Annotated in this window: 11 protein-coding genes; 3 read left to right on the forward strand and 8 right to left on the reverse strand. The window is 40.0% G+C overall.

Annotated elements, in window-relative coordinates:
- Window positions 1–127 precede the first annotated feature (127 nt).
- A complete protein-coding gene (gene tnpA, locus E4S40_RS08830) occupies window positions 128–595 on the reverse strand; it encodes an IS200/IS605 family transposase (protein WP_135073174.1) in 468 nt (155 codons plus the stop codon).
- 146 nt (window positions 596–741) lie between these two features.
- Here tnpA and rlmD point away from each other — a divergent pair, with 146 nt between their 5' ends.
- From rlmD to E4S40_RS08845, 3 genes are all read left to right on the forward strand, one after another.
- Window positions 742–2,148, forward strand: coding sequence for a 23S rRNA (uracil(1939)-C(5))-methyltransferase RlmD (rlmD, locus tag E4S40_RS08835; RefSeq protein ID WP_135073176.1), 1,407 nt, complete (start codon window positions 742–744; stop codon window positions 2,146–2,148).
- Complete coding sequence (locus E4S40_RS08840; RefSeq protein WP_135073178.1) at window positions 2,145–2,522, forward strand: hypothetical protein; 378 nt, start codon at window positions 2,145–2,147, stop codon at window positions 2,520–2,522. The genes rlmD and E4S40_RS08840 overlap by 4 nt, the downstream gene beginning before the upstream one ends.
- 88 nt (window positions 2,523–2,610) lie before the next feature.
- Window positions 2,611–3,333 (forward strand): DUF4397 domain-containing protein, encoded by a 723-nt coding sequence (locus E4S40_RS08845; RefSeq protein ID WP_135073180.1) that lies wholly within the window; start codon window positions 2,611–2,613, stop codon window positions 3,331–3,333.
- A 120-nt stretch (window positions 3,334–3,453) separates the two neighbouring features.
- On the opposite strand, the gene E4S40_RS08850 is transcribed toward E4S40_RS08845, so the two are convergent.
- From E4S40_RS08850 to E4S40_RS08880, 7 genes are all read right to left on the reverse strand, one after another.
- Window positions 3,454–4,767, reverse strand: coding sequence for a hypothetical protein (locus E4S40_RS08850; RefSeq protein ID WP_135073182.1), 1,314 nt, complete (start codon window positions 4,765–4,767; stop codon window positions 3,454–3,456).
- Entirely contained in the window at window positions 4,754–5,302 is a 549-nt protein-coding gene (locus E4S40_RS08855) for an RNA polymerase sigma factor (protein ID WP_135073184.1), read from the reverse strand. Before E4S40_RS08855 ends, E4S40_RS08850 begins: the two co-directional genes overlap by 14 nt.
- Window positions 5,303–5,499: 197 nt before the next feature.
- On the reverse strand, window positions 5,500–7,341 hold the full coding sequence (locus tag E4S40_RS08860) for an FAD-dependent oxidoreductase (protein ID WP_135073186.1): 1,842 nt from the start codon (window positions 7,339–7,341) through the stop codon (window positions 5,500–5,502).
- A 31-nt stretch (window positions 7,342–7,372) separates the two neighbouring features.
- Window positions 7,373–8,509, reverse strand: coding sequence for a glycoside hydrolase family 18 protein (locus tag E4S40_RS08865; RefSeq protein ID WP_135073188.1), 1,137 nt, complete (start codon window positions 8,507–8,509; stop codon window positions 7,373–7,375).
- A gap of 86 nt (window positions 8,510–8,595) precedes the next feature.
- Window positions 8,596–10,161: a SusD/RagB family nutrient-binding outer membrane lipoprotein gene (locus E4S40_RS08870; RefSeq protein ID WP_135073190.1), complete on the reverse strand. Its 1,566-nt coding sequence runs from the start codon at window positions 10,159–10,161 to the stop codon at window positions 8,596–8,598.
- Window positions 10,162–10,189: 28 nt separating this feature from the next.
- Window positions 10,190–13,315 carry a SusC/RagA family TonB-linked outer membrane protein gene (locus E4S40_RS08875; protein WP_135073192.1) on the reverse strand — a complete coding sequence of 1,042 codons (3,126 nt, stop codon included), beginning with the start codon at window positions 13,313–13,315 and terminating at the stop codon, window positions 10,190–10,192.
- A 493-nt stretch (window positions 13,316–13,808) separates the two neighbouring features.
- Window positions 13,809–15,971, reverse strand: a complete 2,163-nt coding sequence (locus E4S40_RS08880; RefSeq protein WP_135073194.1) for a glutamine synthetase III family protein — start codon at window positions 15,969–15,971, stop codon at window positions 13,809–13,811.
- Window positions 15,972–16,018 lie beyond the last annotated feature (47 nt).

The following is a 16,018-nucleotide window of genomic DNA, read 5'->3' on the forward strand; positions in this document are numbered from 1 at the left end:
AAAATCAATTGTGATTTCAATGAGCACGATAAAAAATGCTTCGGAGAAGCATTTTGATTGTAGAAATAATGATGTTATGGTCAAAAGAGCTTCGGAGAAGCGATTCGATCAAGAAAATGAATTGGAATTATTCCTCAGGGTAAAACTCAAATAAATAGTCTTCCTTGAATTCAATTTCAAACTTTTTCAAAAACCCAATGTATTCTTGCTTAAATGATAATTTACGATGGTGCTCCTCTTGATTCAAAATGTATTTATAAACTGTATTTATCTGTGATTTTGAGTAAGAAAAAGCTCCATATCCAGTTTGCCATTCAAATCTTCCAGCCACCCAATCCTTATCCCTTAAAAATTGGTTTGATTTGGTTTTCAAATCTCTTACCAAATCTGATAATTTCTGATTAGGATTTAAACCTATTAAACAGTGAACATGATCGGACATTCCGTTCACGATAATTGGAAAATGCCCGAGATTTTTGACCTTTGATGATAAAACCCTAAAAAAGTCCTGCCTAAATTCTTTTTTTAATAGACTTCTCCTACCCTTTACCGCAAAAATCAAATGAACAAAAATCTGATGGTAAGTATCTGCCATATCTTAAACGTGTTGCATCATTACCTATAAGAAGGGGAAAGAATTTCAAAAATTAATTAAAGATTTAATTTTCTCAAAGCTCATCTAGCTAAACTCAAAACTGTTTCGTCTCTTTTCATCTCCTCTTTTTCCCTAATTTTGCAGCCATGTCGAGAAAAATGAAGAATAAGGTCATCACCAACCTTCTAATCGAGCGAATCGCTTCTGAAGGAAAATGTGTGGGACATCATGAAGGTAAGGTTGTTTTTGTCTCCAATGTGGCCCCGGGAGATCTGGTTGATGTACGAATTACTCGCGGAAAAAGCTCCTTTATGGAAGGAGAAGCCGTTAATTTTCATGAATACTCCAAAGACCGAATCGAACCTTTCTGCTCTCATTTTGGGGTCTGTGGAGGTTGCAAGTGGCAGCACATCAATTACGACCTTCAAAAAACCTACAAGCGACAGCAGGTGGTGGATCAATTTCAGCGAATTGCCAAAGTTCCCATTCCTGAAGTGGCACCTATTCTAGGCTCATCAGAAACAAAATATTATCGAAACAAGCTCGACTTTACATTTTCAAATTCTAGGTGGCTTACAAGAGAAGAAATCAATTCTGGGGAAGAGTTTGAACGAAATGCACTAGGATTCCATATCCCAAAAATGTTTGATAAGATCGTGGATATCGAACATTGTTACTTGCAGGGTGGAATTTCCAATGATGTTCGAAATTCACTACGGGAATTTGCTTTGACTAATCAGTTGAGCTTTTATGATATCCGTAATCAGGTTGGGCTACTACGAAACCTAATCATCCGAACAACCAGTACGGGGCAGACGATGGTGATTGTGCAGTTTGGAGAGAATGATCCTGAATCAATTCCTCTCGTGATGGAGTTTTTAAAAACCAAATTCCCTAAAATCACTTCCCTATTGTACGTAATCAATACAAAAGGCAATGAAACTTTTCACGATTTAGAACTTGTAACCTATGCAGGCTTACCTTATATAGAGGAAGAAATGGAGGGTTTGAAATTCAGAGTTGGCCCAAAATCATTTTATCAAACCAATTCCAAACAAGCCTACGAGTTATATAAAGTTGCAAGGGATTTTGCCGAATTAAAAGGAGATGAAGTGGTCTATGACCTCTATACCGGGACAGGCACCATTGCCAATTTTGTAGCAAAAAAGGCCAAGCAAGTCATTGGGGTAGAATATGTAGAGGCTGCAATCGAGGATGCTAAGCTAAATTCCAAAATCAATGGAATAGAGAATACCTTATTCTACGCTGGAGACATGAAGGACATTCTAAATGAAGATTTTATAGCAAATCATGCAAAGCCTGATGTCATCATTACTGATCCTCCACGTGCAGGCATGCATCAGGACGTGGTAAATATGCTTTTACGCCTGGAAGCGCCAACTATCGTCTATGTTTCCTGTAATCCTGCCACACAAGCTCGTGATGTGGCTTTCCTTGCTGAAAAATACCAAGTGGAACGAATTCAGCCTGTGGACATGTTTCCTCAGACCTACCATGTAGAAAATGTTGTACGCTTAACACTCAAATCATGATTTCCGATTTCAACGATCCCGAATTGAACGGGAAATATTTGGGGACTATTTCCAGTGACTTTGTCAAAATCTCAGATGTATTAAAAGAGGCTGCCTATCAGGTCAAGTCAAGGGGATTTTCAGACTTTCCTATTTTTCCTATTTCTAAAGAAAAACAACCCATTGGTCAGTTATTTCTAGGCAAGGAAGAAAAGAACCTTGAGTGGAATTATTACATCACATACATAGACGAATTCGTCCAACGAAAATTGATTGCAGAAGATGCTTTGGAGGATTTCAAAAAAGCATACAAGGATCCGGATGAATTCTGTTGTCTTTTTGTGATGGATGGAGCCTTTACAAGTTTTGTATATATCCCTTATCCTGAGGAATAAAAAGACAAATCAAAAATTTATAAGCCGTGATTGAAGCGAATCACGGCTTTTTTTCGTCCTCAGGAAGAATAAATTAATTAACACAACTATGTTTAAATCCACACTATCAAGATTTCATTCATTCAAAATCAGACTAGCAGCAGTCGCTTCAATTGCAATTTTAGGAACTTCCTGTTTGAATGACATTGAAACCCCAATTAGTACCCCTGCAGCCTATGTCTCCATTTACCAAAGCTCACCGGATGCTCCAGACATGGAAATTTTCGCAGATGCCAATCGCGTAACATCCCAACCACTTGGGTTTTCTGAGTTTATCGCATATAGTCCTTTTTTTACTGGTGAGCGATTATTCCGCTTTCTAAATTCTATCAATGGGGGAACACTATTGGAGAAAAATTTCCAGCTTGAAGTAAATGAAATTTACTCTGTATTTGTATTGGACCATGCCACGGACCTTGATGCAAAACTTGTCAAAGATGATTGGGAGGATACCAAAGCTGATTTCGCTCAAATCCGATTTGCCCATCTTTCCCCCGATGCGGGAGAAGTATTCGTCGAACTTTCAGGTTTGCAAGCCCCAATTACTGCGAATACCTTATTCAAAGATGTGACAGGTTTTGGGGAAGTAGAAAAAGGTACTTATGATATTCTAATCAAGTCTGTGGAAAATGGTGAAACCCTCATCGAAATCAAAAATGTAAAAATCAAAGAAAAAAATGTGTACACCTTGCTTCTTAGAGGTTTGTATGAAGAACCTACAAATCAAAACTCTTTAGACTTGCAATTAATTACCAACTATTTCGAATTATAAATACCGCAAAAAAGGAGTAATCCAGATTATTTTCACCCTGAGCAGAGTTGAAAATCTTCAACTTCGCTCAGGGTGACTTTTCTTCCCTCAGTCTGACAAATTCTTGTTTTTTGATTTACTCTATTTACTTTTCCCTGACAGAAAATGTACTTTGAAGGAAGCTCCCACCATTCCCGGATTCTCCATAAATCCTGAAAAATCCGTCATGGGGAAGTTATAAAAGGGCATCAAAACATAATTTACTCGTTGGTTTTCAAACAGCCTTACATTCAGTCCCAGATTTAAAGTAGCAAAAGGATAAAATCGTTGATTTGAGCTTTCTAAGTTAGTTTTTTGAACAACAGATTCCTGTCTAACAACAGAACTATTAATCCCATTTCCAGAAACCACCACTTGGCGATTTACCGTCGATTCTAAGTCAACTTCCTGATTGAAGGAATAGATATTGGAAAAACCAGCCCTAAGAGAAACCGAACGACTTCGAGTGAGAGGATATTGGACAAAAACAGGAAGATCCAACTGGGCCTGGCTTAAAGTGATTTTATCCTTACTTGGAGCCATGGAACTTGCAAACATATTTCCTGGACTAGACGCAAATTGACTCTGCTGATTGAGTGAATTAAAAGCCAGACCTGTTCCAATCTGAATTTTATCAGACACTTCCATAGCCATTGCCATTCCAAATCCCAAACTATTACTTGTTACTTCCGCATTTTGGCTAGAATTGCTTCCTCCAAACGCAGGCGAAAGACCTACTTCCCATCCTAATTTGGATTCTGATTTAGAGGGTTCGATAACAGGGTAGTTATTGAATGCATACGTTGGAAAATCAGTCTCAGGACCTGCTACAGATAATATTGGATTTAAAAGATTTAAGCCTGGTTTTTCAATTTTTAAAGCAAAATCTAAAGACGATTTATCTTGAGGTCTTAAGAAATCATCTTCCTTGGTATCAGCGAGGAAAACCAAATCTCCTTTTCTTTCTGAAATTCCTAAATTGACATTTTGATTATTTTCACCAAAATCTTCGCTGGGACCATTTGCTTTGGTTTGACTCTTATCAGCTAATTGATCCCCTATGGAGTTCTCCTTATTTCCAGAAAATTCCTGAATGGAATTATTCCCCTTTATTTCAGTTCCTGAATCATTGGAAATATTGGTTTCTGAAGAAGCAGACTCGGTTTGGTTTAATTCGGAAAGCGTTTGATTCAATTCAATTTGGGAACCATTCAAACTTGCAAACCACCACCAGGCCGCACCAATCACCATAGAGGCTGCGACCCCTGCAGAAAATATTTTCCACCAGGGAATCCCTCCTGTTTTTCTCTTTTTATCAAAGACCTCCCATGCCCCAATTTCGTAAGGATGAAAGCTTTCCTCCTGATATTTCTTGAGGGATTTTGCTATTTCTTGAGCTAGCTTATCTTCCTGCATATTCTTTCAAATGTGTGTGAACTAATTGACGCAGTCGGGATTTGGCGCGAGCCAAATACACACGTGAGGAGCTTTCTGTAATACCAAGTTTTTCTCCTATTTCCCGATGACTGTATCCCTCTACTTCGTATAGATTAAAGACCAATTTGTGGTCCTCCGGTAACTGATGTAGCAAATTGACCAAGTCTTCATAGGCCAAAGAACTCAAAGCATGAACCTCATGATAGACCTCATTTTGCTCCGTTATATCCTGCTGCATGGCGTATTTCTTATTTTTCCGATACCAATCAATTGCTGCATTCACGGTAATACGTCTAAGCCAGGCTTTGACTGACTGATATCCATCCAGACTTTCGATTGAGGCAAAAAATTTTAAAAATGAATCATGGACTATCTCCTTTGCCAAATCCGAATCTTTGGCATAGGATAAGCTGATACTCATGACATAGCCATAGTATTTTTTAAAAAATAACTCTTCATGCTTGGGGGATTGACGTTTGCAACCGTCAATCAACTCCTCGTCAGTCCAATTCAATCTTCAATTTTTGATTTAGAGGCTGATTTAACTCGGATTTCAATCCAAAGATAAGACCTCATAAATATCCCATTTACCTAGGTTTTGGTTCTATGATGCCTCTTTATTTTGATTTTTTTTCAAAAACCCTCAATAAAAAAAGCATCCACGTGGATGAAACGGATGCTTTGTTTGAAACGCTACAAATTCAGCTAAAATTATTTCAAGTTGCCGTCCCATTGGACCGACCGAGAAAAGGGATGAAGCAACTGATCCAATAAAACGGAAACTTCTCTTCGATTCAATTGACGCTCTATTGTAAAATCCCCTTCTAATCCTCCCTCCTTCCATGTATCTGAAATTTGGTCTAGCGAAATTTTCTCTACCCTACTAAGTAAAGCTTGAAGACGCCCTCCTGTCAAATAGTCTCCACTTGCTCCCCAAAAGCTTTCCAAGTCTGGGTAAAATGGTCTCAAACCAACCAATAATTCGTATTCAGTAACTTTTCTGTCAGGATAAAACCATGTTTGATTAGCCCAAAGGTAAGGAACCCCCTCGCCCCGAATGATTCCACATGCGCCTATTCGCTGCATAGCTTGATAGTGCATATCCTCGGGATTCGTGTCTAAAAAGGGCATGATAAAGGCCTTTTGATCCAATAATGCTTGCTGTACATCTCTGACAGAAATGGATTCTAATCGAATCCCTTTTTGAGAAGCCAATGCCCCTAATACCCCAGCAGCTTGGCCAATTCCCAAAACCACCGGTTGGAGGCGAGAAGCTCCGTTGACAATATTGGAAACAGAAATACTTTTTTCGGCAAGGATCAATGCAGGATGATTTTTGGGAATCAATGCTCCCAAAGGAACATTGTAAGAAGGGACGCGAATCTTGATAAAATCTATTTCAGGCGCATCCGGGTTCTTTTTATGATGATGATCGATGGTATAATCTCCCACGGCAATTCCTGTTCGATAAAGCGGACTCGGTGCTTCATAAGGAGTTCTTACAAAAGGTAAAGTAAAATCCACCAACCCGTAATACCTTCTTGACTCTCTATGGTAAGGAATCATCGGCAATCCATCTGTTGTAGGAAATTCGCCTTCTGCAATTCCAAGATTCTTAAATCCTAAATCATGTTGAATGTAATATATGAAGCGAAGGCTAGTTTGCTTAGCCTTTTCTAATTCCTCTTTCCTTTGAGAAGGAGAAAGCTCCACCAAATTCACATAATAATCATTCCCACAATTGGGCCAATTGATCATGTATTTCCCATTGGGAAGTTTGCCATAATCCAGCATCTTCTGACAATCCAAAGTGGGATCATCGTCTGTGATAGGATCAGCATGAGCACAGGCACAGGCAAATTCTACAGGATCATAATTATCTGGCTTCGGTATTGTCTTGTCAGCACCTGGCCCAAAATCCTGTAAGGTGACCACATAAGTCAAATCCTGAATGATATCATTTGCTTTTTCAGGTGCGAATTCCTCTCCAATTTCAGCCCGAGCATCCATACCCAATCTGTAGGGCAATCCTTTACTAGCCGCCACATCCCCTAACTCTGTTGCATCAATTAAAACTGGAGCTTTTACCTCATAACTAGCCCCATCTTTCTCAGCCACCAAAGTCCATTGTCCATTTTCATATTTGGCACTTTTCCATTTTGAATGAAAATGAACGGTTAAATTTTCGGTTTCAGAGGCCATTTCCTGAAAAATTTGATTCCCAACTTTTGGCTCAAAAAGAGTATTGCTCACCCAACCTGTAGATAAAGCCTGCTGTGATCCATAATGCTCAATCAACCTTGAGCGAAATTCTCCCCAAATTCCAGATGGGAGTCTATGATTCCCGTCAATAGCAGAAACGCCCGCAGCGGTCAACATTCCTCCCAACCAAGGACCTTCTTCTATGATCAAGGTCTTCACTCCCATTCTACCTGCTGAAATTCCCGCTGCTGTTCCACTTGCTCCTCCTCCAACAACTATCAAGTCATAATTCTGAGCTTGAGAAACTAGTACAAGACAAAATAATGAGAGAAATAAGCCAATTCTTTTCATAAGTATCAGATCATTTTGAAAGTATGAGGTTTTAAGGTTTTTGCGAATTTGGATTCAAACCTTCAAAGACAGCTTTCAAAAGAGTACCGGTATTGTCCTCGGTCATTTCCCAAAACATGGCTCCTGCAAGATTTGAAGACCGAATGAATTCCATTTTTGCCTTTAGCGATTCGGGATCTTCATAGGTAATCCAAGTTGAATCTTTGGCAGAGTATAAATAAGGTGCTTTTGCTTTTTCATCCCAAAAACGGGTATAATTAGAATTGAGAGAAAGGGCATAAATTTGGTGATAAGGCAAGCCTTTTTCAAACTCCCCTACCTGAAACAAGCCTCCATCTTTGCCGGGTACTTTTTTCCACATTCTCCCATAAAAAGGTACTCCCAATACCAGCTTCTCTGCAGGAACGCCAAACTCAAGATGTTCCTCTACGGCAGTTTGTGCCGACCGCCCTTTTGCACCATTCGGGAACAAATTTGCGTGATGGCCTGTGAGCCGATCTCCTGCAGTGTAAAAATCATAAGCCATGATATTGATAAAATCGAGGTACTCTTGTGCTTTGCCTAAGTCATTTGCTTCCTGATAACTTCGAAATCCACCCGAGGCAATGGTGCTCAAATAGGTTTTCCCTGTAATTTGACCAAGAGAATCTAAAGCTTCTCTAAAACTTTTAACCATGGCGATAAAATTTTCCTTATCCGCTTTTTGATAGGGGTTATTATCTCCGGGTAGTCCAGGGTATTCCCAATCATAATCCAATCCGTCCAGATTGTATTTTTTCAAAAACTCGATACCTGATTTTGTCAACTTCTTGATTCCTTCAGGAGTAGAAACAGCTTCAGAAAAGCCTTTGGAATGAGTCCAACCTCCTATGGATACCAAGATTTTCAAATCAGGGTTTACACTTTTGAGTTTTTGAAGCTCTATAAAATTCAGACTATCACGCTCCTGTCTTCCGTCGATATGCTGAACCAAACCATCTTTCACATTTGCGAAAGCATAGTTTATATGGGTTAGTTTTTCAGCTGGAATTTGATTCGCTTTCCAATTTTTCCAACCTGCGACATATCCTACAATGAAGTAGTCTTTTTGCGGTGTATGTTCTTCAGCCTGTTGAGGTTTTGAGCACGCAGCCAAAATCAGCAAAATCAAAAACTTAATTTTTTTCATGAGCTTGAATTTTAATAGCGAATTAAAAAAAGACAGAGGTTTTGAAACGAATCAAAACCCCTGTCTCAAATCAAATTAACAGAAAATTAATTTCCACCATCCCACCAAATCCGGGTGGCAAACAAGTCGCCTCCCATTCGTGAAATAGCTGCCTGGTAATTGTCTGGATTGGAACCAATCTCAGACTCCCAATAGCGTAGTCTTCTTGGAATGAAATTACCTTCGAAAGCATTTGGATCTTGTGTAGGTGAAAGTTCAGGATAGCCTGTTCTTCTCCAGTTAGACCAAGATTCAATATCATTCAAGTAAGTAGCTGCCCAGTATTCTTCACCGATTAATTGACGCTTTCCTTCATCCGATGCCGCACCAAAACCTCTCCCTGCAATATAGGCGTCGATATCTTCGGCTGGAACTGCAAAAGATGGATCAAATATTACCCAAGCATTAATGGCAGCTGCTACACCGGCATTGAAGTACTGCTCAGCACTACCTCCGATCCAACCATTCAAAGCCGCCTCAGCTTTCATCAATTCTACCTCTGCATAAGAGATTAGATAGTAGGGATCTTCCCAATCCAAATACTTCAAATTAAGCATGGAGAAATTTTGCTGAACAGTACTAAATCGATCTAAAGTGCCTGCAGGAACAGCATCTACGATATTGGTGGAGTTGTATCCGTTAGGCATACCGATTTGCTCAGCAGGATCTATAATCCATGTAGAAGCATCCTCAGGGTTTCCTATACCACCTGTCACGATCATTTTTCGAGGATCATTGTTGGCATCCATCCAATCCAAGAACGTCTGAGAGATTTTACAGTCTCTGGAATATTTATAAGTATTCCAATAACCATCATTCAGACCATTTCGATTGACACCTTGTGGTCCCGGTGCATAGTGGATATATGCGATATCATCATTGCTGCCAAAGGCACCGTCATTAAAAGCTTCAGTAAATACTTCCTGAGCTTTTGAAGGATCCACGTTGCTGATTCGCATTGCCATTCTCATCAAGAGGGAATTAGCAAACTTTCTCCATTTGGCGATATCCCCGAAATAAATGAAATCCTGAGCTCCCAAGCCTCTTGCAGAAGCGGAAAACTTATCTCTTGCAGCCCGAAGATCATCGATCATTTTGTAGTATACATCCTTTTGAGGCTCATAAGTTGGAAACCAATTCTCCTCACTTTCCAAGCCATAACCTGCTTGAGTGTAAGGGATATCTCCATACATATCAGTCATTCTGTGCAAATCAAAAACGCGCAAGATGGTTGCCGCCGCATTGACATTTGCCTCATTTGGATCTTCAGCAGTCTTTCGGATCACTTCTGAAAAAAGTCGAATCACATCCGTAAAGTGTCGCTCCATGTAAGCACCAGAATATTGAGCAGAGTAGAAATATTTATCTCCACTGAAATATCCTGCCGTCGAAGCAGTATGCTGAATCATGGTTGCCGCATACAACATATTTGCACGCGTATTTTCATATTCTCCCCCAATTCTCAAAGTCCCAAGGGAAAACAAGTATTGCATATCGATATCCTCGACAGCATTTTGATTGATATTCAGGTCTAACAGGTCCTGCTCACTACAAGAAGTAGCAAAAAGCAAGGAAGCCAACATCAGACCGGTCATTTTATTTAAAATTCTCATTGTTTCAATAGTTTAGGGTTGAACCGACTTAGAAGTTAGCTGATAGATTAAATCCAAAGCTTCTGTTCGCTGGTACTGAGAAAAACTCAAGACCTTGTGCATTGCCAGAAGTCGTGTAAGCTGCTTCTGGATCGATATTCGGTGTGTGTGACCACAAAATGGCCAAGTTTCTACCCACTACAGAAAGTGAAAGGGACTGGAATGGAGTCTTTTCGATTAGAGAGTTCGGGAAGGTGTAACCAAAAGAGAATTCTCTCAATTTACCGAAAGAAGCATCATAAACGATGTACTCAGTCACCTGAGAATATCGCTGCCAGTAATTATCAATCAAGTATTGAGTAGGGTCACTTGTGTTAGCAGGAATGTTCCAAGTACCAGGAGTTCCTTCAGGAGTTACCCCAGAGACTGTCAAACTTCCATCACGTCCATTCAACGTATTTTGGTGCAATCCATACTGGTATGCGAAATAGTCTGTTCCAGACATCACAGATCCTCCTTTTCTAAAGTCAATCAAGGCCATCAAACGGAAACCTTTCCAAGTGAATGTATTGGTCAAACCACCTGAAATTGGATGACGTCCCTCTGCGATGGTTTCATATCCTGAAGTAGTTACAGGGAATCCATTGGCATCATATACCTTTTGACCATTGATTTCCAAATGCTTAAATCCTGCAATCATACCCAATGGCTGACCTACGATATGTCGGATTCGCTCTCTTCGCGTTCTAGCTTCATCTAGGTTGATAAATTCAATAGGATCACCTGCTGCATTGGTACCTAAGCTGAGCACTTCAGAGATATTATTGGCAAAGTTGAAGGAAATATCCCACTGGAAATCACCGGCGATGATAGGGGTAGCATTGATTAATAATTCAATACCTCTATTTTCCAATTCACCAATATTTACTGTCGTAGAACCGAATCCAGAGGTTGCTGAAATTCCGGTATTCAAGATATCGTCACTTGTTCTTCTTCTGTAATAAGCCACATCTACTCCTAATCTGTTATCAAAGAATCGAAGATCTGCACCTATCTCATATTCTGTAGAAGTGTAAGGTGACAATCCAGCATTTGGTATTGATCCATTATTGATTTGTCCCAAACTTGCTCCCAAGTGTCCTGCTCCTACCAAACCATAAGTGAGATTCAAAGCATAAGGATTAGGTGCTCCTCCACCTACTTGGCCCCAGTTACCACGAAGTTTGGCAAAGGTGACAAATTCAGGAAGCTCAATCATGTCAGAAATAACTGCTGATAAACCAATGGAAGGGTAAAACAATTTGCTGTTTTCTGGAGACAAAGTAGAAAACTGATCCTGACGGCCTGTCAAGTTCAAAAAGATCATGTTTTTGTACCCAATATTTGCAGCAGCAAAATAAGAGTTGATTCCAAGTTCGGAGAATCCATATCCATAAGTAGGAGCCGCCACATTAGTCACTGAATGGAAGAATGGAACTACCAAGTCGTTACCTCCACCTCTTTGAGACTCAATGGTTCTTCTCATGATATTAGAACCGATGAAACCATCGACGTCAAAATCGCCGAATGTCTTATCAAAACCAACCATGAAGTCAGCATTGTTTTCACGAATTGATTGGACAGTATTATTATAACTACCTCTAGGTTTGAATGCCGTGCCGTAAGCTTCGAATGCATATTCGTCTCTTACTTGGTAATCTGTACCAAAACGACCTTGAGCATACAACCAATCAGTGAAATCATAGCGCAAAGACATATTCCCTAAAATACGATCTGTTACGTCCTCTCTTCCCCACTGATAAACAGCCCAATAAGGGTTGGTTTGGAATACGTTGGATTGATATCTCAATTCAGTACCGTCAGGAAGAGCTCCTGGCTTATTTGGATCGCCTTTTATAACATCCAATGGAATATTTCCTGGTTTTACAACCATAGAGAAGTTTGCATTACCCGGAGAATCAGAAAGCCTCGGTCTGTTTCTAGCTTCTTGCTTGGAATATTGACCAGTCACTGCCAACGTGAATTTTCCCTGACGGCTGTTCACATTGATATTTGCTACATTTCTATCAAATCCTGCATTTGGAACCACATCATCATTGGTAAGATTGGAGAATGAGAATCTATAAGATGTCTTCTCATCACCACCAAACAAAGCGATGGAGTTGTTCCAAGTATGTCCGTCACTGTAGAAATCAGAAAAATCCTCACCCAAGTAGGAATAAGGTCTTTGAATGCCATCAAACTGAATAGCTTGAGAACCATCGTAAGGAGCTCCCCAACCATTTACTGCAGTATTGATTGCCTCATCCTGCGTCAAAGGCTTGCGACCATCTTGACCAGGACCGTAAATTCGCTGAAAGTTAGTCCTATCTACCACCGACTCAACAGTAAAGTTGGAGTTGAAGGCGACACCTACTCCTTTTCGAGCTCGCCCGGCTTTGGTAGTAATCAAAATAACCCCATTTGCAGCACGCGCACCATAAAGGGCTGCCGCAGTATTTCCTTTTAGTACAGAAATACTTTCAATATCATCCGGGTTAATTGCGGCCAAACCATCACCGGCATCATTACCTCCCCAAAGTCCTGCAGAACCTAAGTTCCCGGATTCAATTGGAACACCATTCACTACATAAAGCGGCTGGTCATTTCCTGTAAGGGAAGAACCACCCCGAATAACAACGCGGGTAGAACCTGCCGCACCGGTAGAAGGTGGCGTCACATTCACCCCAGCAACTTTACCTGTCAAGGCATTACCGAGGTTGATCGCTCGGGATTCTGTGAATTTGTCTCCAGAAAGCTGGGTTACAGAATACCCTAATGCTTTCTTATCACGCTCCATACCGAAAGAAGTCACTACAAATTCACCTAATTCTGAGATATCTTCTGCTAAAGTGACATCCAAAACAGTACGGTTTCCCACCGTAAATTCTTGAGTGGCAAATCCAATGAAGGAAAAAACCAAAACAGAATTCTCATTTACACTGATCGAATACTTTCCGTCCACATCCGTGGTCGTTCCGGTCTGATTGGTCTTATCCAAGATCGTGACACCTGGGATAGCCATACCATCTTCACCCACAACAGTACCTGTCAGGATGCGTGTTTGAGCATAGACCTGAATGCTAAAAAATAGCATAAAAGCCAGCCCATACGAGATCGATAAAATTTTTCTCATAGCTGGTAATAAAGGGTTAGAAATAGATTTACTGGGTTTGCCGGATGGCCGGACTTTGATTTTAAAATTGTGCGTAGGGCTTTTTCCATAAGCAGCTGGGATTGGATTTATAAAAGGTTATATGGTCAAATAATTCAAAAGCCATAGTTTAAAAGCTAAAAATTCGAAAACAATAAAATAGCCTATTGATAAAGCTAAATAATTCCAAATTTTTTCAAAAACAATATTATGATTTTTTTACACAAAAAATCAATTCTTTTTTAATTTTTTTTTAAAAGTAACCTTGTTTGAAATTTATTTTAAGAAATAGTAAAAATCTTTTTCAACATTTTATTTCCTTTCATTGGATATAAGCCAAAAATCTGCAACGCCTTGAGCAGTTCTATGATTTTTCTCTCTCTCTTAGATTATTATTCCTGAAAGCTTGGGAAATTCATAAAAAAAGCCATCCCTAGGAAAGGGATGGCTTTAAACAAATCAATCTAATCTTTAATTATCGAATGAAAAGCATCTCGCGGTATTTTACCAAAGGCCAGCTTTCGTCATCTACTAGCAATTCCAATTTATCAACTGCATAGCGGATTTTGTCAAAGAATGCTTCTTTCACTTCCTTCTGATAGCCTTTTGCACGCTTGATTACGTCTTCCTCTTTATTGAGTTTACGACGAGCATCAATCATTGCATTTACGTTAGCCTTCAAGGATTCGATGTGCTTAGAAACTTCTTTAATAGTCTCAACAGCAGCTGAATTATCCAAACCAAGACCTTTCAATCCATTTGCATTTTGGATCAGCTTATTTTGGTAAAGGATAGCAGTAGGAATCACGTGATTCAAGGCAAGGTCACCCATCACACGGCTTTCAATCTGCACTTTCTTCATGAAGTTTTCAAGCATGATTTCATGACGGGCATGAACCTCAAGCTCATTCATCACATTATGACGAGCAAAAAGATCTTTTGTAGCCTTTTTGGTATACACGTCCAATGCATCTGGCGTATTCTTCAAGTTGGATAATCCACGCTTCGCAGCTTCCTTTTCCCATTCTTCTGAATATCCATCTCCCTCGAATCGGATTTTCTTAGATTCTTTAATGTACTTTCTAAGAACATTTACAATGGCAATCTTCTTTTCATGTCCAGCATCCATTTCTTTTTGGATATCCTTGGCCATTTGCTGAAGAACTTCAGCTACGATTACGTTCAATGTAGCCATTGGTCCTGCTGAGTTAGCACTAGAACCTACAGCACGGAATTCGAATTTATTTCCAGTGAATGCAAACGGAGAAGTCCGGTTTCGATCAGTATTATCAAGGATGATTTCAGGAATCTTGGAAATACCAAGCTTCATATACATGTTATCACCCTTCTCTATCTTGATGTTTCCATTTTTCTCCAACTCATCCAATACTCCAGTCAAGGTTTCACCCAAGAAAACAGAAATAATTGCCGGTGGCGCTTCATTGGCACCCAAACGGAAGTCGTTACCTGCGGAAGCAATACTTGCACGAAGCAAATCTGCATTGTCATAAACGGCCTTAACAGTAGCCACCAAGAAAGTCAAGAATTGAAGATTTTCACGGGCCGAGTTACTTGGCTGGAACAAGTTGACTCCTGTATCTGTAATCAAAGACCAGTTGTTGTGCTTACCAGAACCGTTTACCCCAGCAAAAGGCTTTTCATGCAACAACACTTTCAAGCCATGCTTTTCAGCCACTTTATCCATCAAATCCATCAACAATTGGTTGTGATCAACTGCCTTGTTGATTTCTTCAAAAACAGGTGCTACTTCAAACTGACCTGGAGCAACCTCATTGTGTCTTGTTGAAACAGGAATACCTAATTTGTGCGCTTCGATTTCAAAATCCATCATGAAGTCCTTCACGCGAGTTGGAATAGAACCAAAGTAATGATCTTCCAACTGCTGACCTCTGGCTGGATTGTGACCAAACACTGTTCTTCCCGCCATTACCAAGTCAGGACGAGCAGCAAACAAAGCCTTATCAATCACAAAGTATTCTTGCTCTACACCTAGAGAAGGAGATACTTTACGTACGTTCCGATCAAAAAGCTGGCAAATTGCTACAGCGGCCTCATTAACAGCTTCCAGTGATTTCAACAAAGGAGTTTTGTAATCCAAGGCCTCTCCAGTGTAAGACACGAAGATGGTAGGGATACAAAGGGTTTTGTCAAAAATGAAAATTGGAGAAGAAGGATCCCAGGCAGTATAACCTCTCGCTTCAAAAGTAGAACGAATTCCACCATGAGGGAAAGAAGATGCATCAGGTTCTTGCTGAACCAAAGCTGATCCTTTGAATTTTTCTAATCCTGCATGTGCATCGAAGAAAGAGTCGTGCTTTTCTGCTGTGGAACCAGTCAATGGCTGAAACCAGTGCGTGTAATGCGTTACACCTTTAGATAAGGCCCAAGTCTTTACTGCAGACGCAACTTCTTCTGCCGTAGCTGTATCGATTTTAGATCCTTTATCGATAGCTTCCATCACTTTTTTGAAAACAGATGGAGCCAAAGACTGCTTCATTTGATTGATCCCAAAAACATTGGTCCCGAAGAAGTCAGAGATTTTTGGAGCAGGTGCTTCTACTTTTACCCGAGGTCTGGTTTGTACCATCGCTAGGGATTGTTGTCTTAATGTTGCCATATCTACAATAGTGGTTTAAAATATTACCCACAAAAATAGAAAAATAC

Source organism: Algoriphagus kandeliae (assembly GCF_004571135.1).
Taxonomy (GTDB): domain Bacteria; phylum Bacteroidota; class Bacteroidia; order Cytophagales; family Cyclobacteriaceae; genus Algoriphagus; species Algoriphagus kandeliae.

What these genes read in the sequence shown, in the direction of transcription:
- tnpA (WP_135073174.1), bottom strand. Translation starts at nt 595, where the DNA reads ATGGCAGATACTTACCATCAGATTTTTGTTCATTTGATTTTTGCGGTA.
- E4S40_RS08880 (WP_135073194.1), bottom strand. Translation starts at nt 15,971, where the DNA reads ATGGCAACATTAAGACAACAATCCCTAGCGATGGTACAAACCAGACCT.
- E4S40_RS08865 (WP_135073188.1), bottom strand. Translation starts at nt 8,509, where the DNA reads ATGAAAAAAATTAAGTTTTTGATTTTGCTGATTTTGGCTGCGTGCTCA.
- E4S40_RS08860 (WP_135073186.1), bottom strand. Translation starts at nt 7,341, where the DNA reads ATGAAAAGAATTGGCTTATTTCTCTCATTATTTTGTCTTGTACTAGTT.
- E4S40_RS08870 (WP_135073190.1), bottom strand. Translation starts at nt 10,161, where the DNA reads ATGAGAATTTTAAATAAAATGACCGGTCTGATGTTGGCTTCCTTGCTT.
- E4S40_RS08840 (WP_135073178.1), top strand. Translation starts at nt 2,145, where the DNA reads ATGATTTCCGATTTCAACGATCCCGAATTGAACGGGAAATATTTGGGG.
- E4S40_RS08850 (WP_135073182.1), bottom strand. Translation starts at nt 4,767, where the DNA reads ATGCAGGAAGATAAGCTAGCTCAAGAAATAGCAAAATCCCTCAAGAAA.
- rlmD (WP_135073176.1), top strand. Translation starts at nt 742, where the DNA reads ATGTCGAGAAAAATGAAGAATAAGGTCATCACCAACCTTCTAATCGAG.
- E4S40_RS08875 (WP_135073192.1), bottom strand. Translation starts at nt 13,315, where the DNA reads ATGAGAAAAATTTTATCGATCTCGTATGGGCTGGCTTTTATGCTATTT.
- E4S40_RS08845 (WP_135073180.1), top strand. Translation starts at nt 2,611, where the DNA reads ATGTTTAAATCCACACTATCAAGATTTCATTCATTCAAAATCAGACTA.